Source organism: Streptomyces sp. G45 (assembly GCF_049542095.1).
Taxonomy (GTDB): domain Bacteria; phylum Actinomycetota; class Actinomycetes; order Streptomycetales; family Streptomycetaceae; genus Streptomyces.
Genome location: NZ_JBMUZU010000001.1, coordinates 4842256 through 4863809, shown reverse-complemented (window position 1 = coordinate 4863809; position 21554 = coordinate 4842256). Strand labels below are relative to the sequence as shown.

General features: G+C 72.4%; 17 protein-coding genes, 1 tRNA gene, 1 pseudogene and 1 riboswitch. Of the genes and pseudogenes, 9 read left to right on the top strand and 10 right to left on the bottom strand.

Annotated elements, in window-relative coordinates; genetic code table 11:
- Positions 1-18: 18 nt before the first annotated feature.
- From ACOBQU_RS20360 to ACOBQU_RS20345, 4 genes are all read left to right on the top strand, one after another.
- Complete coding sequence (locus tag ACOBQU_RS20360) at positions 19-1464, top strand: MFS transporter (RefSeq protein ID WP_423628753.1); 1446 nt, start codon at positions 19-21, stop codon at positions 1462-1464.
- Positions 1465-1636: 172 nt separating this feature from the next.
- On the top strand, positions 1637-2833 hold the full coding sequence (gene lhgO / locus ACOBQU_RS20355; protein ID WP_423628752.1) for an L-2-hydroxyglutarate oxidase: 1197 nt from the start codon (positions 1637-1639) through the stop codon (positions 2831-2833).
- A 298-nt stretch (positions 2834-3131) separates the two neighbouring features.
- Positions 3132-3899 (top strand): tRNA (guanosine(46)-N7)-methyltransferase TrmB, encoded by a 768-nt coding sequence (trmB, locus tag ACOBQU_RS20350; RefSeq protein WP_423628751.1) that lies wholly within the window; start codon positions 3132-3134, stop codon positions 3897-3899.
- A gap of 115 nt (positions 3900-4014) precedes the next feature.
- Positions 4015-5355, top strand: a complete 1341-nt coding sequence (locus ACOBQU_RS20345) for a PrsW family intramembrane metalloprotease (protein ID WP_423628750.1) — start codon at positions 4015-4017, stop codon at positions 5353-5355.
- Positions 5356-5357: 2 nt separating this feature from the next.
- Here the strand turns inward: ACOBQU_RS20345 and ACOBQU_RS20340 are convergent.
- The 5 genes and pseudogenes from ACOBQU_RS20340 to ACOBQU_RS20320 form a co-directional block, all read right to left on the bottom strand.
- Positions 5358-6301 (bottom strand): annotated as a pseudogene (locus ACOBQU_RS20340) (aldo/keto reductase).
- 214 nt (positions 6302-6515) lie between these two features.
- Positions 6516-7622, bottom strand: a complete 1107-nt coding sequence (locus ACOBQU_RS20335; protein ID WP_423628749.1) for a M23 family metallopeptidase — start codon at positions 7620-7622, stop codon at positions 6516-6518.
- An 11-nt stretch (positions 7623-7633) separates the two neighbouring features.
- A riboswitch (cyclic di-AMP (ydaO/yuaA leader) is annotated at positions 7634-7814 on the bottom strand.
- A gap of 235 nt (positions 7815-8049) precedes the next feature.
- Positions 8050-9237: a PP2C family protein-serine/threonine phosphatase gene (locus ACOBQU_RS20330; protein WP_423628748.1), complete on the bottom strand. Its 1188-nt coding sequence runs from the start codon at positions 9235-9237 to the stop codon at positions 8050-8052.
- Positions 9238-9510: 273 nt separating this feature from the next.
- Positions 9511-9584, bottom strand: a tRNA-Met gene (locus tag ACOBQU_RS20325).
- 120 nt (positions 9585-9704) lie between these two features.
- Complete coding sequence (locus tag ACOBQU_RS20320; RefSeq protein WP_423628747.1) at positions 9705-10967, bottom strand: alginate lyase family protein; 1263 nt, start codon at positions 10965-10967, stop codon at positions 9705-9707.
- Positions 10968-11203: 236 nt separating this feature from the next.
- Between ACOBQU_RS20320 and ACOBQU_RS20315 the strand changes: the two genes are divergently transcribed.
- The 4 genes from ACOBQU_RS20315 (at position 11204) to ACOBQU_RS20300 (ending at position 14073) form a co-directional block, all read left to right on the top strand.
- On the top strand, positions 11204-11701 hold the full coding sequence (locus ACOBQU_RS20315; protein WP_423628746.1) for a SigE family RNA polymerase sigma factor: 498 nt from the start codon (positions 11204-11206) through the stop codon (positions 11699-11701).
- Positions 11694-12287: a hypothetical protein gene (locus ACOBQU_RS20310; protein ID WP_423628745.1), complete on the top strand. Its 594-nt coding sequence runs from the start codon at positions 11694-11696 to the stop codon at positions 12285-12287. Before ACOBQU_RS20315 ends, ACOBQU_RS20310 begins: the two co-directional genes overlap by 8 nt.
- A gap of 141 nt (positions 12288-12428) precedes the next feature.
- Positions 12429-13766 (top strand): mannosyltransferase family protein, encoded by a 1338-nt coding sequence (locus tag ACOBQU_RS20305; protein ID WP_423628744.1) that lies wholly within the window; start codon positions 12429-12431, stop codon positions 13764-13766.
- Between the two features lie 67 nt (positions 13767-13833).
- Positions 13834-14073: a hypothetical protein gene (locus tag ACOBQU_RS20300; RefSeq protein ID WP_423628743.1), complete on the top strand. Its 240-nt coding sequence runs from the start codon at positions 13834-13836 to the stop codon at positions 14071-14073.
- A 95-nt stretch (positions 14074-14168) separates the two neighbouring features.
- Here ACOBQU_RS20300 and ACOBQU_RS20295 read toward each other — a convergent pair whose 3' ends face one another.
- The 5 genes from ACOBQU_RS20295 to ACOBQU_RS20275 all read right to left on the bottom strand — a co-directional run bounded on the left by ACOBQU_RS20295 (position 14169) and on the right by ACOBQU_RS20275 (position 20694).
- A complete protein-coding gene (locus ACOBQU_RS20295) occupies positions 14169-14324 on the bottom strand; it encodes a hypothetical protein (RefSeq protein ID WP_423628742.1) in 156 nt (51 codons plus the stop codon).
- Positions 14325-14454: 130 nt separating this feature from the next.
- Positions 14455-17349: an AAA family ATPase gene (locus ACOBQU_RS20290; RefSeq protein ID WP_423634614.1), complete on the bottom strand. Its 2895-nt coding sequence runs from the start codon at positions 17347-17349 to the stop codon at positions 14455-14457.
- 431 nt (positions 17350-17780) lie between these two features.
- On the bottom strand, positions 17781-18299 hold the full coding sequence (locus tag ACOBQU_RS20285) for an EF-hand domain-containing protein (protein WP_423628741.1): 519 nt from the start codon (positions 18297-18299) through the stop codon (positions 17781-17783).
- 567 nt (positions 18300-18866) lie between these two features.
- Positions 18867-19313, bottom strand: a complete 447-nt coding sequence (locus tag ACOBQU_RS20280) for a hypothetical protein (RefSeq protein ID WP_423628740.1) — start codon at positions 19311-19313, stop codon at positions 18867-18869.
- 1243 nt (positions 19314-20556) lie between these two features.
- Positions 20557-20694: a hypothetical protein gene (locus ACOBQU_RS20275; protein WP_423628739.1), complete on the bottom strand. Its 138-nt coding sequence runs from the start codon at positions 20692-20694 to the stop codon at positions 20557-20559.
- A gap of 129 nt (positions 20695-20823) precedes the next feature.
- On the opposite strand from ACOBQU_RS20275, the gene ACOBQU_RS20270 reads away from it, so the two are divergent.
- Positions 20824-21465, top strand: a complete 642-nt coding sequence (locus ACOBQU_RS20270) for an HAD family hydrolase (protein WP_423628738.1) — start codon at positions 20824-20826, stop codon at positions 21463-21465.
- Positions 21466-21554: the final 89 nt, after the last annotated feature.

The following is a 21554-nucleotide window of genomic DNA, read 5'->3' as shown; positions in this document are numbered from 1 at the left end:
TGTGTCGAGGGGTGGCGCATGTCCAGGGAGCAACGCGGGCCGAACGAAAAGCTCGGCACCGTTCTCGCCCTCGCGGGAATCAGCAACGCGGGCCTCGCGCGCCGGGTCAACGACCTGGGCGCACAACGCGGGTTGACCCTGCGCTACGACAAGACGTCGGTGGCCCGATGGGTGTCCAAGGGCATGGTGCCGCAGGGCGCCGCGCCGCACCTCATCGCCGCCGCCATCGGGCAGAAGCTGGGCCGCCCGGTGCCGCTGCACGAGATCGGCCTCGCCGACGCCGACCCGGCGCCCGAGGTGGGCCTCGCCTTCCCGCGCGACGTGGGCGCCGCCGTGAAGTCGGCCACCGAGCTGTACCGCCTGGACCTGGCGGGCCGCCGCGGGGGCGGCGGCATCTGGCAGTCCCTCGCGGGCTCCTTCGCCGTCAGCGCGTACGCCACGCCCGCGTCCCGCTGGCTCATAACCCCGGCCGACAGCTCCGTCGCGCGCGACGCCGGCGGCTCGGGGCCCCGGGACACGGCCCGCCCCGAGGACGGCGCCGCCCCGATGAGGGTCGGCCACAGCGACGTACTGAAGCTGCGGGAGGCCGCCGAGGACGCGCGCCGCTGGGACTCCAAGTACGGCGGCGGGGACTGGCGTTCGTCGATGGTCCCCGAGTGCCTGCGGGTCGAGGCCGCGCCGCTGCTCCTCGGCTCGTACTCGGACGAGGTGGGCCGCGCCCTCTTCGGAGCGACGGCCGAGCTGACCCGGCTCGCCGGGTGGATGGCCTTCGACACGGGCCAGCAGGAGGCCGCCCAGCGGTACTACATCCAGGCGCTGCGCCTCGCCCGCGCCGCCGCCGACGTCCCCCTCGGGGGGTATGTGCTGGCGTCCATGTCCCTCCAGGCGACGTACCGCGGCTTCGGAGACGAGGGCGTCGACCTCGCGCAGGCCGCCCTGGAGCGCAACCGCGGCCTGGCCACCGCGCGCACCATGAGCTTCTTCCGGCTCGTGGAGGCCCGCGCGCACGCGCGCTCCAACGACGCACCGGCCGCGGGCGCCGCGCTGCGCGCCGCCGAGGGCTGGCTTGAGCGGTCCCGCGAGGGCGACCACGACCCGTCCTGGCTCGGCTTCTACGGCTACGACCGGTTCGCCGCCGACGCCGCCGAGTGCTACCGCGACCTGAAGGCGCCCCGCCAGGTCCGCCGCTTCACCGAGAAGGCCCTCTCCCGGCCCACCGAGGAATTCGTCCGCTCCCACGGCCTGCGCCTGGTCGTCTCCGCCGTCGCCGAGCTGGAGTCCGGCAACCTGGACGCGGCCTGCGAGCAGGGCGTGCGCGCCGTGGAGGTCGCCGGACGGATCTCCTCCGCCCGCACCACGGAGTACGTGAAGGACCTGCTGCACCGCCTGGAGCCGTACGGCGACGAGCCGCGGGTCGTGGAGCTGCGCGAGCGGGCCCGGCCCCTCCTCGTGGCACCCGCCTAGCCCGGCCCCGGGCGGCGGGCGCCCGCCGTTCGGCGGCGGTTCCACGGCCGTTCGGCCAGGGTTGGGCGGCGGTTCGGCGGCCGCGGAAACCGGCCGCCGTCCCCGGCCGTCCACAGGTTTGGCGGCGTTGTCAGTGGTGCAGGGCAGTATCGGGGGTGGGAGGTGGAGGGTGATGGGTGTGGCGTACGACTGTGACGTGCTCGTCGTCGGGGGCGGGATCGTCGGCCTGTCGTCGGCGTACGCCCTGACGCGCGCCGCTCCCGGCACCCGCGTGACCGTCCTGGAGAAGGAGCCGGGCCCCGCCCGCCACCAGACCGGGCGCAACAGCGGCGTCATCCACAGCGGGATCTACTACCGCCCCGGCTCCCTGAAGGCCCGCTTCGCCACGCGGGGCGCCGCCGAGACGGTCAAGTTCTGCGCGGAGTACGGCATCGCGCACGAGGTCACCGGCAAGCTGATCGTCGCCACCGAGCGCGCCGAGCTGCCCCGCCTGCACGCCCTGGTCCAGCGCGGCCGGGAGAACGGCATCCCGGTCCGCGAGCTGGGCCCCGCCCAGATCGCCGCGTACGAGCCGGACGTGCGCGGCCTCGCCGCCATCCACGTCGGCACCACCGGCATCTGCGACTACGGCGCCGTCGCCGCGCAGCTCGCCCGCGCCTCCGGGATCGAGGTGCGGTACGACTCCGAGGTGGTCCGCGTCGACCGCCGCCCCGAGCGCGGCGTCGCCGTCCGCACGGCCCGGGGCGACGTCGTGCGCGGCCGGGTCCTGGTGAACTGCGCCGGGCTCCACTGCGACGAGGTCGCCCGGCTCACCGGCGACGACCCCGGCATGCGGATCGTGCCCTTCCGCGGGGAGTACTTCACGCTGGCGCGGCCCGAGCTGGTCCGCGGCCTGGTCTATCCCGTGCCGGACCCGGCCTTCCCCTTCCTCGGCGTCCACCTCACGCGCGGCGTGGACGGCGGCGTCCACGTCGGCCCGAACGCGGTGCCCGCGCTCGCCCGCGAGGGGTACGACTGGTCGGTGGTCCGGCCCCGGGAGCTGGCCCGCACGCTCGCCTGGCCGGGTTCCTGGCGCATCGCCCGGCAGCACTGGCGGTACGGGGCGGGAGAGCTGCGGCGGTCGCTCTCCAAGGAGGCGTTCACCGAGGCCGTGCGGCGGCTGCTGCCCGCGGTGCGGGCGGAGGACCTGGTGCCCGCGGACGCGGGGGTGCGGGCGCAGGCCGTGCTGCGGGACGGGACACTCGTCGACGACTTCCTCATACGGCAGGGGCCGCGGGCGGTGCACGTCCTGAACGCGCCCTCGCCCGCGGCGACGGCGGCGCTGCCGATCGGGCGGGAGATCGCCCGCCGGGTGCTGGCCGCCCTGTGACCTCGCGGGGGGCGCCCCAGTCCCACCCCTTCACCGAAACCATGGGGCTCCGCCCCTGGCACCCCCGTCGATCGGCCTTCGGCCTCGTCCTCAAACGCCGGACGGGCTAGAACTCTGCCGCACCGGCAGACTCCAGCCCAGCCCGCGAAGATCAAGCCCGTCCGGCGTTTGAGGACGAGGCGCGAAGCGCCGATGAAGCGGGGTGCCAGGGGCAGCCGCCCCTGGTTCGGGAAGGGGCGGGTCTGGGGCGCCCCGCGAGGGCCCACTGGACGCGCGGGCCCACTAAAATCGGGGCACTGTGTCTGAGAACTCCCGCCCGAAGGGCACCCCCCGCTTTCCCGAAGGCCCGGCGCCCGACCCCACCGGGAACCGCCACGAGCGCCGCATCCGCAGCTTCACCCCGCGCCGAAGCCGGGTGACCACGGCCCAGGGCGACGCCCTGCGCCGCCTGTGGCCCAAGTGGGGGCTGGACATCGACGGGGAGGGCACCCTCGACCTCGCCGAGCTGTTCGGCACCGACGCCCCCGTCGTCCTGGAGATCGGCTTCGGCATGGGCGAGGCCACCGCGCAGATGGCCGCCGCCGACCCGGACACGAACATCCTCGCCGTCGACGTCCACACCCCGGGCCAGGGCAACCTGCTGAATCTCGCGGACCGGAACGGCCTGTCCAACATCCGGGTGGCCAACGGCGACGCGGTGATCCTGCTGCGCGAGATGCTCGCGCCCGAGTCCCTCGCGGGCGCCCGGGTGTACTTCCCGGACCCCTGGCCCAAGGCCCGCCACCACAAGCGGCGCCTGATCCAGCCGGACTTCCTCACGCTGCTCGCGCCCCGCCTCAAGCCCGGCGCGGTGCTGCACTGCGCCACGGACTGGGAGCCGTACGCCGAGCACATGCTGGAGGTGCTCAGCGCGCACCCCGACTTCGAGAACACCCAGGAGGACGGGGGCTACGCGCCGCGCCCCGACTTCCGGCCGCTGACCCGCTTCGAGGGCCAGGGCCTGCGCAAGGGCCACGTCGTGCACGACCTGCTGTTCCGCCGCGCGGCCACGCTCGGCGGCGCCTGACGGGGCCGGACCGGGCCTGACCGGGCCGGACGGCGCCCGGCCCGGCCAAGCCGCGCCCCTGACAAGGCCAAAGGCACCGTCGCGGCCCGCCCCGCCCCTCGTTAGGGTCAAAGCCGTGGCCACCAGTCCCCCGTACCCGACCCACCCGACGCCACCCGGCGGCCCCGCCGGGGCGGACGGGTCGGCCGGGCTCGCCGGGGCACCCGGGCCGCGCTGGTGGCAGCGGGGCGCCATCCGGGCCACCGCGCTCGTCACGCTGCTGACCCTGTCCGGCCTCGTCATCCTCGCCCTGGTGCGCCAGCAGACCGGCACCGAGGGCTTCCTGGTCGGGCTGGGCCTGGCGACGCTGCCGGTGCCGCTGCTCATCGCCGCGTTCCGCTGGCTGGACCGGGTCGCTCCCGGGCCCTGGCGGAACCTGCTGTTCTCATTCTCCTGGGGGGCCTGCGCGGCGGCGCTGATAGCGATCGTCGCCAATAGCTTCGCGACCCGCTGGATAGCCACCGCCACCGCCGACCCCACCAGCGCCGACACCCTCGGCGCGACCGTCATCGCGCCCGTCGTCGAGGAGACGGCGAAGGCCGCGGCCGTGCTGCTGGTGTTCCTGTTCCGCAGAGCCGACTTCACCGGCGTCGTCGACGGCTTCGTGATAGCGGGCGTCACCGCCACCGGCTTCGCGTTCACCGAGAACATCCTCTACCTCGGCAACGCCTTCGGCACCGACCAGCTCAGCGGCGAGAGCGGTCTGGCCTCCGTGACCGCCGCGACGTTCTTCGTCCGCGTGGTGATGTCGCCCTTCGCGCACCCGCTGTTCACCGTGCTCACCGGCATCGGCTTCGGCATCGCCGCCACCGCCGCCGAGCGCCACACCGCGCGCCGCGTGCTGCTGCCCTGCGCGGGCCTGCTCCTCGCCATGGGCCTGCACGCCTTCTGGAACGGCTCGGCGGGCCTCGGCGAGTACGGCTTCTTCGTCGTCTACGCGGCGTTCATGCTGCCCCTGTTCGGGCTGCTCACCTGGCTCGCCGTCTGGCTGCGCCAGCGCGAGCTGCGCCTGGTCCGCGAGGTGCTGCCGCTGTACGTGGCGGCGGGCTGGTTCGCCCTGCCCGAGCCGTACGCGCTCGGCTCGATGCGCGCCCGCACCCTGGCCCGCGACTACGCCGCGCACCACCTCGGCAGACCCGCCGGGCGCACCGTCGTCGAGTACGAGACGTACGCGACGGCCCTGGCGCTGCTGCGCCACCGCGGCCGGGAGGGCCGGGCCGGGGCCGACTTCGTGACCCGGGAGCGGGCGCTGCTGCGGGCCCTGCTGACCCGGCGCGCCGTGGCGGGCCCCGCCCTGGTGTACGCGGCGCGGGCGACGGCGCCGGTCCTGGTGCCGCCGCCGTACGCCCCGTACGCGTACCACCATCCGTACGCGTACGCCCCGGCCGGGCCGCCGTACAACCCCTACCGCACCTGACGTCAGGCGGCGGCCGACGTCAGGGCGGCCAGCTCGTCCGGCGTCAGCTCCAGGTCGCCGACGGCGAGGAGCGCGGGGAGCTGCGCGGCGGTGCGGGCCGAGGCGAGCGGCGCCGCGACGGTCGGCTGGGCGGCGAGCCAGGCCAGGGCGACCGTGGCGACCTCGGCGCCGCGGGCCTCGGCGACCGTGGCGAGGGCGGCCAGGACCCGGCGGCCCCGCTCGGTCGCCAGGTACTCCCCGGCCTTGCCCGCGCGGGCGCTGTCGACCTGGGTGCCCGGGCGGTACTTGCCGGTGAGGAAGCCGGAGGCGAGCGCGTAGTACGGGACGGCGGCGAGCCCGGAGCGGGAGGCGATCTCCTGGAGCGGGCCCTCGTAGGTGTCGCGCGAGACCAGGTTGTAGTGCGGCTGGATCGCCACGTACCGCACCAGGCCCTCGCGGTCGGAGAAGTCCAGGAACTCCTGGAGGCGCTCGGCGGTGATGTTCGACGCGGCGATGGCGCGCACCTTGCCCGCGCGCACCAGTTCGTCGAGGGCGGTGAGGACCTCCTCGACGGGCACGGACGGGTCGTCGTAGTGCGTGTAGTACAGGTCGATGTAGTCGGTGCCGAGGCGGCGCAGGGACTCCTCCGCCGCGGACTTGATGGTGGCCGCGGCGAGGCCCTTGTGGTCGGGGTGGGCGCCGACCTTGGTGGCGATGACGACGTCGGAGCGGTTGCCGCGCGCGGCCAGCCACCGGCCGAGTATGGTCTCGGACTCGCCGCCCTGGTTGCCGTCCACCCAGGCGGAGTAGACGTCGGCGGTGTCGACGAAGTTGCCGCCCGCGGCCGTGTAGGCGTCGAGCACGGCGAAGGACTCCGCCTGGTCGGCGGTCCAGCCGAAGACGTTGCCGCCGAGGGCGAGGGGAAGACTTCGAGGTCGGACGGGCCCAGTGGGCGAAGAGTGGTCATACGGGTGATCAACGCCCTTGCGGACAGCGGAATTCCGGTGTCCGGCGCGGGAAGCGGGGCGGGGCGGGGCGGAGGGCGGCGCGGGTGTCGGGGCGCGGGGGCGTGACCGACGGCCCTGACGTCGGGGGGTCGTCGCCAGGGCCGCCGGAACCTGGGAGGGCCTTGGGGGCCGGGAGTCCCTTGGGGGGCCGGAAGGCCCTTAGAGGGTGAGGCCTTAGGGGGTGAGGCCCTTGTCGCGCAGCCACGCGAGGGGGTCGACGGTGCCGCCGCCGCTCGTGTGGACCTCCATGTGGAGGTGCGCGCCGGTGACGTTGCCGGTGGCGCCGACGCGGCCGATGACCTGGCCGGTGGTGACCTTCTGGCCGACGCTGACGCTCATCGAGGACTGGTGGCAGTACCAGATCTCGGTGCCGTCCTCCAGCTCCAGGACCGTGCGGTAGCCGTAGGCACCGGCGAGGCCCGCCTCCTTGATGGTGCCGGTGTGGACGGCCTTGAGGAGGGTACCCGCGGGGGCGGCGAAGTCGAGGCCGGTGTGGTGGCCGGAGGACCACATGGTGCCGGAGTCGCCGAAGTGGGAGGTGAGGGTGTACGACGAGGTGGGCAGCGCGTAGCTCTTGGCGAGCTTGGCGAGGCGCTCGGCCTCGCGCTTCTTGCGGGCCGCCTCCTCCTTCTTCCGCTTCTCCTCGGCGGCCTTGGCCTTGGCGGCGGCCTCCGCCTTGCCCTGCTGGGCCCTGGCCTGCTCGGCGGCCTTCTGCACGGCGGCGTCCTGGGCCTGCTGGCGCAGGGCGTCGTCGGCCTGGTGCCGCTGGTTCTCGGCCTGCTGGAGGATGCGGGCGCGCAGCGCCTCACCGGCGTCGGTGCCGCCCCGCTGGGCGTCGGCGTCGGGGACGCCCGCGGAGCTGAGGGGCGCGGCCGCGGCGGCCGTCTCCGGCGCCGACGGCGCGTCGTCGGATATCAGGGAGCCCACGCCGGGCAGCGACTCGGCGGCGGACGCCACGTCCGGCAGCGAGATGGAGACCGGCGGCTTGCCGCCCTGCGCCGTGGCGATGCCGCCCGCGCCGACGGCGGCGATGACGCCGACGCCGAGGACGGTGGAGCTGCGGGCGAGGCCGCCGCCGCCCTTCTTGTGGATGCGGTGCTTGCCGCGCACCGGCCGGACGGACTCCGCGGTGGGGTTCCACTCCTCCCAGGGCTGATCGGGCCCGGGGTAGGCGGCGTAGGGGGCGGTGTCGGCGAAGCCGGGGTAGTCACCGGGACCGGCGGTGGCCGGGTCGTCGTTCGGCACCTGAAGCGCTTGCGGAGCAGGCCGGTTGGACGCCACTGGGGCGCACTCCTTTCCTTCCTTCTCGCCTACCGGGTTAGCTGACGGGTTCGGAGCAGGAAGGTCTCCTACGGGCAGGCCGCGCGGACGCGGGGGCCTACGGGGGACGTAGACCGCGTACGCGAGAAGAGCCCGATTCACCCCAAGATGGTGGTTCCCCGGCTCCCTTGCGGGATTAGGCGTGTGCGCACGGAGCCGTCTCTCGTGACGGCTGGGACGACCGCGCTGCGTTATCGAACGTTAATAGACAGCGGGGCCGTATTCCAAGCCGTTCCGGTTGATCGTTAACGCTTACGCCACGAACACAACGGGACATCAGCGCCTGGAACGGGGCGAGTTGAGCCGCCCTCGTGACGCTGCGCGCCGGACTCGATCTCCGTACGCGGCTGACGCCCCGTCAAGTGCGGAGCACAGGGGCGTGGATCAGTCACGGGCTGTGACGGGGCCGCCGTACCGCGAGCAGCGCGAGATCGTCCGTGGCGCCGCCCCCGGTGTGTGCGATGACCTCCGCCACGAGCGTCGAGACGAGCGCCTCGGGGGCGTCGTCGCCCGCGAAGACCCGGCCGCCGAGCCGGGCCACGGGGTCGTAGAAGACGCCGTGCGCGTCGCGTGCCTCGGTGAGCCCGTCGGTGTACAGCAGCAGCGTGGAGCCGGGCGGGAACTCCGTCTCGTCGGCTCGGTCGGGCCAGCCGCCCAGCTCGCCCATGCCGAGCGGCAGCGCGGGCTCGGACGGCGCCAGGACGCACATCCGCCCGTCGTCGCGCAGCACCAGCGGCTCGGGGTGGCCGCGGTTGAGGACGCGTACGACGCCGTCGCCGCGCGGGATCTCGGCGAGCACGGCGGTGGTGAACCCCTCGAAGGCGTCCAGGCCGTCGCGCCGTGTGCCCTCCCGGGCGAGCGCCCGCTCCAGGCGCTGCGCGACCGCCTCCAGGGTGGCCTCCTGCTCGGCCGCCTCCCGGAAGGCGCCGATGACGACGGCGACCGCCGCCACCGCGCCCATGCCCTTGCCGCGTACGTCGCCGACGATGACGCGGACGCCGTGCGCGGTGTCCTGCACCGCGTACAGGTCGCCGCCGATGAACGCGTCGGCCTGCGCGGCCTCGTAGCGCGCGGCGACGTCCAGGCCGCCGATGCGGGCCTCCGGCTGGGGCAGCACGGCGCGCTGGGCGGCCTCGGCGATGGAGCGGGCGGAGGCGAGCCGGGCGTCGCCGCGGCGGACGACGCGGTTGATGACGACGGCGAGCGCGCCCACGGTCAGCATCGTCGCGAGCCCGGTGAGCACCTCCACGTCGCCGTCGGCGCCGCTGTTCAGGCGCAGCGCGAGCACGGCCGCGCAGGACACCAGGGCGGTCACGAGCGTGCCGCGCAGCGAGGAGAACGGGGCCGCGATCAGCGGCGCGGCGGCGAACAGCGGGGAGGCGGTGAACTCGGGCGGGGTGAGGGCTTCGAAGACGACGCCCGCGGTGATGAGCAGCGGGGGCAGGGCCCGCACGAGGGCCCGCTCCCGAGGGAGGGTGCGACGCTCAGCCCCCACGGCGCCCCCCTGGCCGGGGGCCCCGGAGGAGGGGCGGTCTGCGCCGGGAGGGCGTGCGCCGGGAGGGCGTGCGCCGGGCACGGGTGGAGGAGGGCCCGCGCCAAGAGGGGGACCCGCGCCGAGATCGTGACCCGCGCCGAGATGGTGACCGCACCCGTACCAGCTTCCCGTCCCGCCGCCGCGAGGCGACCGGGCGTACGCCGTACGGGTGAGCGCGCGGTGAGCGCGCCTTCACAGGCGTACGGAGAGACGGCACACGGCGTGCGGAGACACGGCGCGCGGAGACACGGCGCACGGCGTGCGGAAAAGGCGGAGGCCCGGAATCACGATCGGTTCCGGGCCTCCGGCCATCAGTAGCGGGGACAGGATTTGAACCTGCGACCTCTGGGTTATGAGCCCAGCGAGCTACCGAGCTGCTCCACCCCGCGTCGGTGAACCCAACAGTACGCCATCGGGGGTACCGAAAGCGAACCGCTCGTGAGAACCGGCCTCGCGCACCGCCCGAGCGCGCTCCGGGCGCTCGCGGATACTCATGGCGCCCAGGGCGCTCAGGTGCTCTCGGCGTGCGTCAGCGTCTCCCAGGCCACGAAGAGGTCGTCCGTGCCCTCAGGCCGCGCCTTCGCGGTCAGCTCCTGGGTGCGCGGCAGGTCCATGCCGAGGCGTCCGCGCAGGTGGTTGAGGGCGACCTCGGTGTCGGGGCCCAGGTCGCGCTGGACCCGGCCGCCGCACAGCCAGGCGGGCGGCGCGGCGCCGAGCTGGTACCGGGCGTGGAACTCGAGGGCGGCCCGCAGCCGGTCCTTGACCTCGTCGTACAGGTCGACGCCCTGGTGCCAGGCGGTCTCGGCGATGTGCGCGGTGGCGGCCAGCGAGTACCCGGCGTGCTTGAAGTTGCGGCAGGTCTCCTGCGCGAGTCCGTCCTTGAACGTCGTCTGCCCGAACCAGTAGCGGCTCAGCTCGGCGGCCGTGTCGATGCCGCTGCCGCGCGGCGCCACCGGGAGCGGCCCGTCGGACGTCAGGTAGAAGTACGCGGGCACGCGCGTGCGGAAGTGCCGCACCGCCTGCTCGAACGCCTCGTGGTCGTCGAGGAACACCGCCATGCCGATGGCCGCGTCGGCCTTCACGAGGTCCCAGTTGCCGTTGAAGTCGGCGGAGTCGGCGAGGACCTGCGGCAGGTAGGCGGTGCGCAGCATCCGCTCGAAGCGCAGCAGCTCGCCGTCGCTCCAGCCGTCGTAGGTGTAGCGCACGGCCTCGGCGGCGCGCGCCCAGGAGGAGGCGGCCCAGGCGGTCTGGAGCCCGGCGTTGGCCTCGGTGTGCCGGGTGATCACGCGGGACCAGGCGTCCATGATCTGCACGGCCTTCACGGCGTGGGCGCGCTCGCCGGTGATGTTGTAGAGCAGGGCCTGGGTGTACGCGGCCAGGGCGTCCTCGCGCTCCTCGACGCAGCCCCGCCCGGGGCGGGCGCCGGGCGGGCAGGCGACCGTCGCGTACGGGGTGGCCCGGTAGCCGTACGAGGCGTACTTGCTGGCCTCCAGCTGGCGGAACGCGTTCAGCCAGGGCTGGCGGTGGGCGGCGACGCGGGCGCGGACGCGGGCGAGCTGGGCCCTGCTGGTGAGGACGCCGGGGTGGGTGAAGGGGCGGTCGGCGGGGCGGGCCGCCCGGGTCGCGGGGTCGGTGGGGCCGCCGGAGCCGCCGCAGGCCGTCAGGGCCGGGGTGAGGGCGAGGCCGAGGGTGAGGGCGAGGCCGATGAGCAGGGCCGTCGGGCCCGTCGCGGGCCGGTGCCGCCGCCCGCCACCACCTGATCCAGCCGCCATGCCGCACCTCCGATCGGGTTACTGGCAGCGTGGCCCCCGGGCGGCGCGGGCGCAGGATCTGTTGGGCCGGTCGTGGTGACGTACGGCTCTGACGTGGCGATATGCGCCGCGCAGCGCCGTGACGCGCTGTGACGCGCTGTGACGCGCATCACCGTGCTCCGGGGCGGCCCGTGTCATCCGGATGCGGTCCGGGCGGCGTATGCCTGGTGAGACCGAGGAGATCCGGGAGCCATCTGTTGACCGTCGAGGAGTTCGAGGAGTTCTATGCGCGCGCGGCCGGGCGCCTGACGGGCCAGTTGTACGTGATGCTCGGCGATCTGCACGAGGCGCAGGACGTGGTGCAGGAGGCCTTCGTCAAGGGCTGGAGCCGCCGGAGCAGGCTGGACCGCGACGGGCAGCCGGAGGCCTGGATCCGCACGGTCGCGTGGCGGCTCGCGGTGAGCCGGTGGCGGGGCCTTCGCCGGTCGGCGGCGGCCTGGCAGCGCAGCGGCGCGCCACCGCACGCGGACGGGCCGGGGCCCGAGTCGGTCGCCCTGGTCGAACTGCTCCGGGAGCTGCCGCCGCAGCAGCGCCGCACGCTCGCGCTGCACTACATGTGCGACCTGACCGTTGAGCAGATCGCCGCTGAGACCGGGCTCTCCCCCGGAACCGTCAAGACCCATCTGTCCCGCGGCCGGGCCTCGCTCGCGCGCCGCCTCACCGACCCGCGTACCGAGGAGGTCTCCGGTGTCTGACCGCCACGACCCGCTGCGCTCCCTGTTCCAGGAGGCCGCGGCCACCGGGCAGGCCCGCGCCGAGCTGCCGCCGGTGGCGGAGATCGCCCGGCGCGGCCGCCGGGCCCACCGGGCGTTCGTCACGGCGGTCGCCGTCACGGCGACGCTGGTCGTCGCGGGCGCGGGCGCGGCGGCGCTGGCGCACCGCTCGCAGGCTCCGACGCCGCCCGCCACGGTGCCGTCGCCGCCCAGGCTGTCGCCGGAGTCGCCGAAGCCGCCGGAGCCGTCGCAGACGTCGCCCGAGTCGTCCGGGCCGCCGGACGCTTCGGGGACGCGGGACGCTTCGGGCACGCGGGGCGGCTCGGGCGCGCGGGAGGGCTTGGGCAGGCCGGACGCCTCGGGTACGCGGGATGACTCGGGCGCGCGGGATGCCTCGGGCGCGGCTGGGGAACCGGAGTCGCCCGAGTCGACCGCGCCGGGTCCGCCCACGACCTCGCCGTCGTTCACGCCGACGTCCACGCTGGTGCCGACGCACCCGTCGGGGTCGCGGCCGTCCACGGGGCGGGCCCTGCCGCCGCCGACGAGGAGCACCCCGCCGCTCACCTAGACCGCGCCCACCTCCCGCCCTGACCTCGTGTCGTACGGATTTCCTCATGCCGTACGGAGTTTCCCGTGTCGTACGGAGTGTCGTACGGACGACCGCCACGAGGCGATCCCGCACACCCCGACCGCCTCCGGAGGCACCCGTATGCCCGTTTCCTCCCCGCCGAGGCCGCCGAGGCCGGAGACCTGGAGCCACCTCCGCACCCCCAGGAACAACACCCGCTGCACGCAACGCACCAAGCGCCCCCACCCCACCCACCGCACACCGCACCGCGCCGGGCGGCACCCGCGCCCCCGCCTGACGGACCGCCTGCCCGCTCTCCTGCCCTCCCGCCTGGCCAGCCGCCTCACCCCCACCGCCCGCGACGACCTGGCCGTCCTCGCCGTCTACCTCCTCACCCGCGCGCTCCTCTGGGCCACGGCGTACTGCGCCACCCACCTCTTCCCGCGCGACCCGAGGACCCGCCGCGCCGCGTCCACGCTGTCGGCCTGGGAGCAGTGGGACTGGTGGCACTACCTGCGCATAGCGCAGGAGGGCTACTTCCCGGACGGCAGGGGCCCGTGGTCCGAGGAGTGGGACAACAGGGAGGCGTTCTTCCCCGGCTTCCCGCTGGCGCTGCGCGCGGTCCACACGGTGGTGCCCGACTGGGCGGCGGCCGGGCTGCTCGTCTCGTTCGTCTCCGGGGCGGTCGCGGTGCTCGCGCTGGCCCGCATCGCGCGGGAACGGCTGCCGGGCGTCACCGGCACGGGCCGCCGGGCGGTCCTGTACTTCCTGCTGTCGCCGTGCGCGGTGTTCCTGGCGGCGGGGTACACCGAGGCGCTGTTCCTGGCGTTCGCGCTGCCCGCGTGGCTGGCGGCACGGCACCGGGCCTGGCCGCGGGCGGCGCTGCTCGCCTGCCTGGCCACCACGGTCCGCGTCAGCGGTCTCTTCCTCGCCGCGGCGCTGCTCACGCACTTCCTGACCACCGTGCGCGTCCACCGCGACGGGCGCGCCCTGCCGTGGCTGGCGCTGCCCGCGCTGCCGCTGCTCGCCCACACCTGCTACCTGTACGTCCACACCGGCGACTGGATGGCCTGGAAACACGCCGAACAGCGCGGCTGGTACCGGGATTTCCACGACCCGCGGGAGACCTGGAGCAACACCTGGGACGCCGCGTTCGGCCACACCGTCGGCACCGGGTACGCCCTGGAGTTCCAGGCCGAACTCCTCGCCATGGTCCTCGGCCTGCTCCTGACGGCGTTCCTCCTGTACCGCCGCCACTGGCCCGAGGCCGTGTACACCGGCCTGACCCTGTGCGCCCTGGGCACGTCCTACTGGTACATGTCCCTGCCCCGCGCCACCCTCCTGTGGTGGCCCGTCTGGACCCTCCTGGCCGTCTGGACCCACCGCACCCCCCGGGCCCACACCCCCTATCTCTGCCTGACCATCCCCCTGACCACCCTCTGCGCCCTCACGTTCCTCACAGGCCGCTGGGCAGGCTGACCGGGGCCCTGAGAACCATACGGGCCCAGCTCGCGTGACCTACCGGGCGTCGCGTCGTTGGCTGGCCGTGAAAAAGATGATCACAGCAGCAGTGCTGGTGCTCGCCGGACTCGGTCCCGCCGCACCCGCCCACGCGGACAACGACAGCAACTTCGGCGGCGGAGTCAACGCGGCCAACAACTGGAACTTCACCGCCGCCGCTGTCTGCCTGCAAGAAGTGGCCGTGGTGCCCGTACTGGGCGACTGGACCGGCGACCACGTCAACAACTGCTCCAACGGCAACGTCATCGACCACAGCAAGAACTGAGTTCCCACACCCCTGCGGGCGCCACCCTCGCGGTCGCCCGCAGGGAGGAGGCTCAGGGCAACGCGAGGAGTTCCGCGAGGAAGGCCATGTTGTCCTCAGAGGCCGAGGGCGTCGAGCAGGCCCACGCCGATGGCGGCGGCGGAGGGCCAGGGGAGGACGCGGACGCCGTCGCCGTCGGGGCGGACGAGGACGCGGTCGTCGGCGAGGAGGCGCCATCCGGCGCGGTGCGTCGCCGACGCACCTGGGAGCACCGCCTCCCGACCCGAGCGGTCCTCGCACACCGCGGTGGTGGCGCCGCGGTCAGCGCTCAGCAGCTCCCAGAAGGCTCCAAGTACGACGCTGGGAAAGCCGGGAAGCCGGGAACGTGTCTGGTGCGGCCCGTCAGGTGGTCTGGAAACCCACTGTCTCCACGAGCTGGGCGCGGTTCCTGACACGCATCTTGCGGTAGACGCGGGTCAGATGTTGTTCCACCGTGCTGACGGTGATGAACAGCTTGTCGGCGATCTCGCGGTTGGCGTACCCCTGTGTCGCGAGTGCCGCGACGCGCTGCTCGGACGCGCTGAGGCCGCCGAAGGCGCCCTGGGCAACGCCCTCCTCGCTGCCCTTGCTGCCCTTGAGACCTGCGGCGTCCGCCGCCCCGACGAGCCGCCTGGGCACGGACGTCGGCAGCTGCGGACGGTATCTCGCCTCCGCCCCGCAGCTCTTGGCCAGCAGCCACGCCCGCCGGGCGGTCTGTCGTGCTTGGGTGGTCATGCCCAGCCCGTAGTACGCGCGGCTCAGGTCGGCCAGGACCGCGGCGGCCGCGTCGCGCGCGCCGACGGCGTTCAGTACGGCGAACGCCTCCTGAAGGGCGGCTGGTTGTTCGGGGGCGGGCTGGACGAGGGCCGAGAGGTGCAGGGCCTTTCCCCGCGAGCGGGTGAGTTCCGCGTCCGACATGGCCAGTTGTGCCTCGACGGCCCGGGCCGCCCGACCGCGCTCGCCCAGCCGCAACCGGGCCTCTGCCTCGCCCAGGCGCCAGGGCACGACGGTGGGCGTGTCGATCTTCCAGCGCCGCATCAGCGCACCGCACTCCAGAAAGTCCGACAGCGCCATGCGGGCACTGCCGGTCTCCAGGCGGTGGCGACCCCGCGCGTACAGGTAGTGCAGACCCGAGAGAGTGAGGAACAGCTCGGGCGGTGGTTCGGGGGCCAAGTACGCCGCGGCGGCCTGATAGTTGCCCATGGAGGTGTGGGACTCCACGAGGATCGCCACGGCCAGGGCGCCGCTGATGTTCCACCTGGGGCCGGACAGGCGGTCGTGGGCGGCCTGCGCGAGGCGTGCGGCGTCGGCCAGCTGCCCGCGCCGCAGCGAGAGGTGAGCACCGGTGCACTGGAGCAGCCCCTGCCAGGCCGACTCGGCATAGGTGTGCACCTTGGGTTCGAGCGCGTCGAACCATCGGGCGGCGGAACAGGGTTGATCGGCGTAGCAGAGGGCCGTCAGCGCCGCCAGCTGGCCCTTGAGCTGCCATGCCGACGGAGCCTGGCATCCCTGAAGCACCTGCTCGGCGGCGGCGATGGCATGCGCGTCCGCCCCTCGCTCAAGGGTGTGTGCGAGGGCCTGCCTGGCGCGCAGGTCGGAAGAGGAGGTGGCCGACAGACCGGTCGTGGGGAGCGGGCGGCGGGGCCGGTCGAGGAGCCCGAGGAATTCCGAAGCCAGGTACAGCCGGGTGCCGTTCAGCGCCGATACCGGTCCCTGGTCGCCGTTGTTGACGCGATCGATGATCTCAAGGGCGTTGTCGAAGTCGAGGTGGAACATCATTCCCTCCGCGACCTGCAGCGCATCGGCCGCCGCGAGCCTTCCTTCGAGGGCTGGCTGTTTGAGGTTGAGGAAGTGCTGGGCGGAGTGGGCGGGCCTGAACTGCCACTGGGCGGCGGCGTAGCGGGCCTTCACCAGGAGGCGCTCGGTCTCGTCCTGGCAGGATTCGCGGGCCAGGGCCAAGTACCGGCTGCTCTGTCCGGGGTCGCCGTCGATGAGTGCCTGGTGGGCGGCCTCCTGCAGGACAGGCACCACCCAGTCCTCATGCAGGGGGTCGATGCCGAGCAGGTGGGCGGCGACGGCCCGATACGGCGCTCCGGTGTCGTAGAGCAGGCGAGCGGCGCGGGCGCGCAGTTCGGCGGCCTCGTCGTGCGGCATCTCGGCGAGGACTGCCTGGCGGACGCTCGCGGATCGCAACAGGGGCCCGTCGAGGAGGCCGACGCTTGCGAGCAGCGACAGATGACGTTTGACCAGTTCTCCCTCGATGCCGCTCAACCGGCTGACCAGAAGTGGGGTGGTTGCTTCCGCCAGCAGGGCCACACACCGGGCCAGGCGGACCGATGCGGAGCCGAGCCGGTGCAGGCACGCGAGGACTGCCTGGTGGAAGACGGGACTGGCCGCCAGCCCTTCCTCGGGGTTCGGCGTGCTGGCAGGGGGTACGTCGGAGGTCGGCGCGGGCCCCGGTCTCGTTTCGAGCAGGGTGAGCCGGTGTCCCTCGATGAGTGAGGGGACGAGGAGCGGGTTCCCGCCGCTCAAGGTGCGGATCTCGGCGGCGATGGCCTCGTCCGACAGCAGCGCGGGGGCGTGGTGTGCGACCGACTCCCTGATGGCGGCGTACGAGAGCGGTCCCAGATGGAAGCGCCGCACGTTCGTCCGGTACAGCAGGTCCTCCAGGACCGGCGACGGCTCGTTGATGGGCGTGCGGTGGGTGAGCACAAGGGAAAGCGGAAGCTGAGCCAGACGTTGGGCGAGGTGGTACAGGCAGCGGAGCGTGGCCTCGTCCGTGTGCTGGACGTCGTCCACCGTGATCACCAGATGATGGTGAGCGGTGTGATCGACGATCAGCCGGTGCAGATGCTGCGCGACGGACAGAGGATGGTCACAAGGAGCCGGTGAGGCGAGCGCCGAGGCCGGTGTGTCTGGGGCGCGGTCCTGCCATCCGCGCTGCGGCACCTCGATTCCTGGGCTGTCACGCGCTGGTTCCTTACGGAACATGAGCGTGTCCTTGCGGAACATGAGCGTGTTCGTGGAGTGCAGGAGCTGGACGAGCGTGCTGTAGGGGGTGCGGCGACCGTTGGGGGAACTCACCGCGCTGAGTACGGTGCGCTTGGCCATGACGGCCCGCTCCACCACGGCGTTGAGCAGCGCGCTCTTCCCCATAGTGGGCAATCCACTGATGACGGCGACTCTCCCTCTTCCGTCTACGGACTGGAACAGGAGGTCGTCAAGTTGTTCGAGAATCTCTCCTCGCTCCACTAACATCAGTGAGCTTTTCCCTCGCTGGATACGCACGACCGGGCCGCCCTTTCCCGGATGGCCGGGCATGGGGGCGGGTCTGTCGTTGCAGAGGTTTCATGACGATATGTGAGTGGCCGGAGTTCGAGCGAGAAGCCCGTACCGCACCCTGGACGGAAGCCCGTACCGCACCCTGGATGGCGGTGAGCGGGCCGACCTGGGCAGCCGGATTCGTCGCCGCAGGTATGCGAGGGCAGGCCGGAACCGGCCTTTATCCCTCAGGGAGCGGCCCGACGGGAAACGCGTCACTTCCGTGGCGGTTCAGGACGGAAAGCAGTGTGGTGACGGCCGTGCCACAGGTCGCTCGCATTGCGCATCGAAGAACCAAGGAGCCGCCCGACGCTCCGTGTCGGGCGGCTCTTCGGTTGGCAGTCTCAGCAGCCGCCCTGTCGTAGTTCTCAGGAGACCGAGCTGAACGGGTCGCGGCCGACGAGGTGTTCGAGCACGGCCTTCTGCCACTCGTCGATCGAGACTCGGCCATCGTTGTCGGTGTCGATCAGGCTCAACACCTGCTGCGGCACATCACCGGTATGTCCGTAGAGCTGGATCATCTTGGTGAACTCGTGGGTGTCGAGGTAGCCGTCGCCGTCGGCGTCCGCCAGCGAGAACTCCAGCGCCGCGCGCTTCGCGGCACGCTCGAAGCCGACGCGAGGGGTGTTCTCAAGGGACGCGCGGAACTCGTCCTGCGTGACGCGGCCGTCGTTGTCGGAGTCCGCGGCCGCGGCCAGGTCGTCCCAGAGGGACGCGTACGCCTGCTTTACGGCCTGGACCTTTTCCGGGTCCGCCTGAGGGAATGAGCTGGTGATGTGGTCACTCAACTGCGTGAAGTCTTCTGCTGTGATCGAGCCGTCCCCGTCCCGGTCGAGCTTGGCGAACCAGAATTCCGACCGGCGCTGAACGTCGTTCATCGTTGCCATTTCCGACACCCTTCTCGAAGTTCACGGAAATTTCCCGAGCTGCGAAAGCTAGCCCATCGAAGTGCAGCACCGCGCTTCCATGGAGTTTTAACGCAACCCGGACTCTGTCCATAGAGTAGGCTTTGAGAGATCCCTCTGCATTCCCTCAAAAGAGTGAGAATATTGTCGAGAATCCATTTGGCATGACTTCTTCGGGCCTGGCGTTACCTTTCGACGGGCAGATCTTTCGACTGCGGGCAAACGGCAGTGAAGCAGCCATATCGATCTACGGGACGGTTTCGGCCAGCCTTCGAGAACCGCGGCACTTTCCCGTGCCCGCGAGGGCACCCCGGAGCATGAGTGGGCTCCGGCGTTGAAGCTCGGATGTGGGGCTATCGCCTCGCGTGAGGACGATGTGACGTGACCACGCCTGGCGCCAAGAGGTCGACCGCGCATGGGCCGCTGGTGAGAGAGAGCCGCCCGTCGGCTGAATGAACACGCTGAGCGTTACGGAGGGGCCTCTCCAGACGAATGCCTGGCCTGGTCTGGCGCGGCGGGCAACGCCGTGCGGATCGGAAGAGGCTCAGCTCAGCCATCAGACGGCAGAGCAAGCTCATACACGCCACACTGCTTGGTTCCCACGTAGAGGCTTTCTCTGTCGGAGGATAGGGACACCACGTCGAGATCAGAAGTTTCAGAAGAAAAGTCCAGCCACGACGCTCCATCATCCGTCGAGCGCAGCACACCCCTCGAAGTCCCTGCGTAAAGAGACGCTCCACTCCTCAGCAAGGAACGCACCAGAAGCGGGGCGCCACCTGTCCAGGCATCCCTGAAAGGGCCACCGCTCACACTGTATTGAATTTTCTTTCCACCGAGGATCATTCGATTGCCCCCATCCAGGAGAATCGCAGTAACCTCGCCCTCAAGGAGCTTTACCGCCGTCGCCCCGAAGTCATCCGAATAGTACAGTCCGTCCCGGCCGCCGAGCCACATACGATCCTGCTCGAAGGCCAATGCGGTGAACAGGTCGACCACCGGCCCATGAGGACCGTACGGCTCATCATTGGTCCAGCTTTCGCCACCGTCGTCTGTCTGCAGAAGTCCAGCAGAACAGCGACCATCCCTGTACGCAGACCAACTGACGACCACGCGGTAGGGGTCATCTGAATGCACCGCAATACCCTGTGGCATTAGCCCTAGGCGCAGTGGGGACTTATCGAGCCAAGTGACCCCGCCATCCCTGCTGAGCTGCATTCTCAGACCGGAAAGAATCCCGCCCGCGACACGCCAGACCACTGCTGGATCACTGGGAGACGCTTGAATCAGTCTCGGTCGCGGCGACGCATGAGCCGCGGAGCGGTCCATGCAGAGAAGCGCATTCCGTCGGGTGTCATGCGGGCCAACCGACTTGCCCTTGCCTTCCTTCTCGCCTGACACAACTCCCCCCGTTTTCTGGAACCACATCAGTGGCCATCCGTACAGCCAAATAGCGCCTGAGCCCAGCTGACGTCCTGATTTCAGCAGCCATTGGATGCACTCACCACATCAGCCCCGGATGCCGACCGGAAAGCCCGCCGGGACACATTCCCAGCTCCACTAGCGTGACACGCCAGAACATCCCGATCACCTGATCGGGGGATCACATTTTCGCCATCAGAACAGCGCGCTGGTGTCTGCATAAACGATTCTCTGCCCGCGTAAGCTCAGAAAGAGGATCAGCCCGCCGCTGCTACTGCAGCGCCCCCCCACACACAGACACCGGCGAACCGCTCGGCAAGCGGTGCCCCCAGCTCTCCAGCCTGACCCGAGGGGCGGGCTCATGACGCGCGGGCAGCTCCGGGCCGAGGGGCGGCGGTGGCGCCGCGGGCCGAGACGGCGCGGCCGGGAAGGACGGCGGGCCCGGGCCGAGCGGCGCGCCGGTGCTCCCGGAGCGCCGGGGGCCGACGGCGAGGGCGGCGCGGCTGGCCCGGCGGGTCCGCCTGGGCCGCAGGGCGAGCAGGGGCCAGCGGGTCCGCGGGGCGAGCCGGGGCCGCCGGGAGAGCCCGGCGAGCCTGGCCGCGATGGGCCAGACCTGGCCTGACGGCTATGGCCTCCAGCCTCCGCCTGACGACCCCGACGCCCTCATCTGTCGACGCCAGGGCGCGCCGAGCCCCGATCCCACCCCGAGCGCCGAAGCCCGCGGGCAGCCGCGCTCGATCCCAGCCGACGCCGGTACGCGTGAACGCGCCCCGATCCTCGCCTTCGTGGCAGGGGTTGGGGCGCTTCGTCGTGTCCGGGGTCAGGCGGCGGTGGCGATGTCGGCGCGCATGGCGGTGGCCCACTCCGTCAGAAGCCGCTCGTACGCGGCGCGTTGCTCGATGGTCAGGCCGACGCGGGGGGCTCGGGTGCGCCAGAGGGCGCGGATGTCCTCGTTCACGGCCGCGGCAGGGCGCACGGCGGCCCGAGGGCGGGAGTTGGGGGACGTGCCTGCCAGCGTAGGCGGAGGCACTGACAGCGGCCACGGGTCAGCCGCACACCGCCCGTGCAACGCCCTAGGCTCACAGGGGTGATTGAGACCATCGTCTTCGACGTAGGCGAGACCATCACCCGAGATGATCGCTACTGGGGATCGTGGGCGGACTGGCTCGGCATCCCCCGCCATACCCTCTCCGCGCTCGTCGGCGCCGTCGTCGCACAGGGCCGCGACAACGCGGACGCCGTGCGCCTGGCCCGCCCCGGCATCGACATCACCGCCGAGTACGCGGCACGCGAAGCCGCCGGGCACGGCGAGGCCCTCGACGAGACCGACCTCTATGACGACGTCAGACCAGCCCTCTCCGGGCTCCGGAAGCTTGGCGTACGCGTCATCATCGCCGGAAATCAGACCGGCCGCGCGGGCGAGCTCCTGCGCGGCCTGGATCTCCCCGCCGACGTGATCGTGACCTCGGGCGACTGGGGAGTGGCCAAGCCTGACCCGGAGTTCTTCGCCCGGGTGCTGGAGATCTCCCAGGCGGCCCCGCACGAGACCGTGTACGTGGGCGACCACCCCGCCAACGACGTGTTTCCGGCCAAGGCCGCGGGCCTGCGGGCCGCGCACCTCCGCCGCGGGCCCTGGGGCCATCTGTGGGCGGACGACGCGGACGTCGTGGCGGCCGCGGACTGGCGCATCGACAGCCTCACCGAACTGACGACCCTCATCGCCGACTGACGGCCGAGGAAACGGCCCCACCTACACAGGCAGGCGGGGCCATTCACGTATCCGGCACGTAGTCGCGCGGGTACGGTTCGGAGTGGACG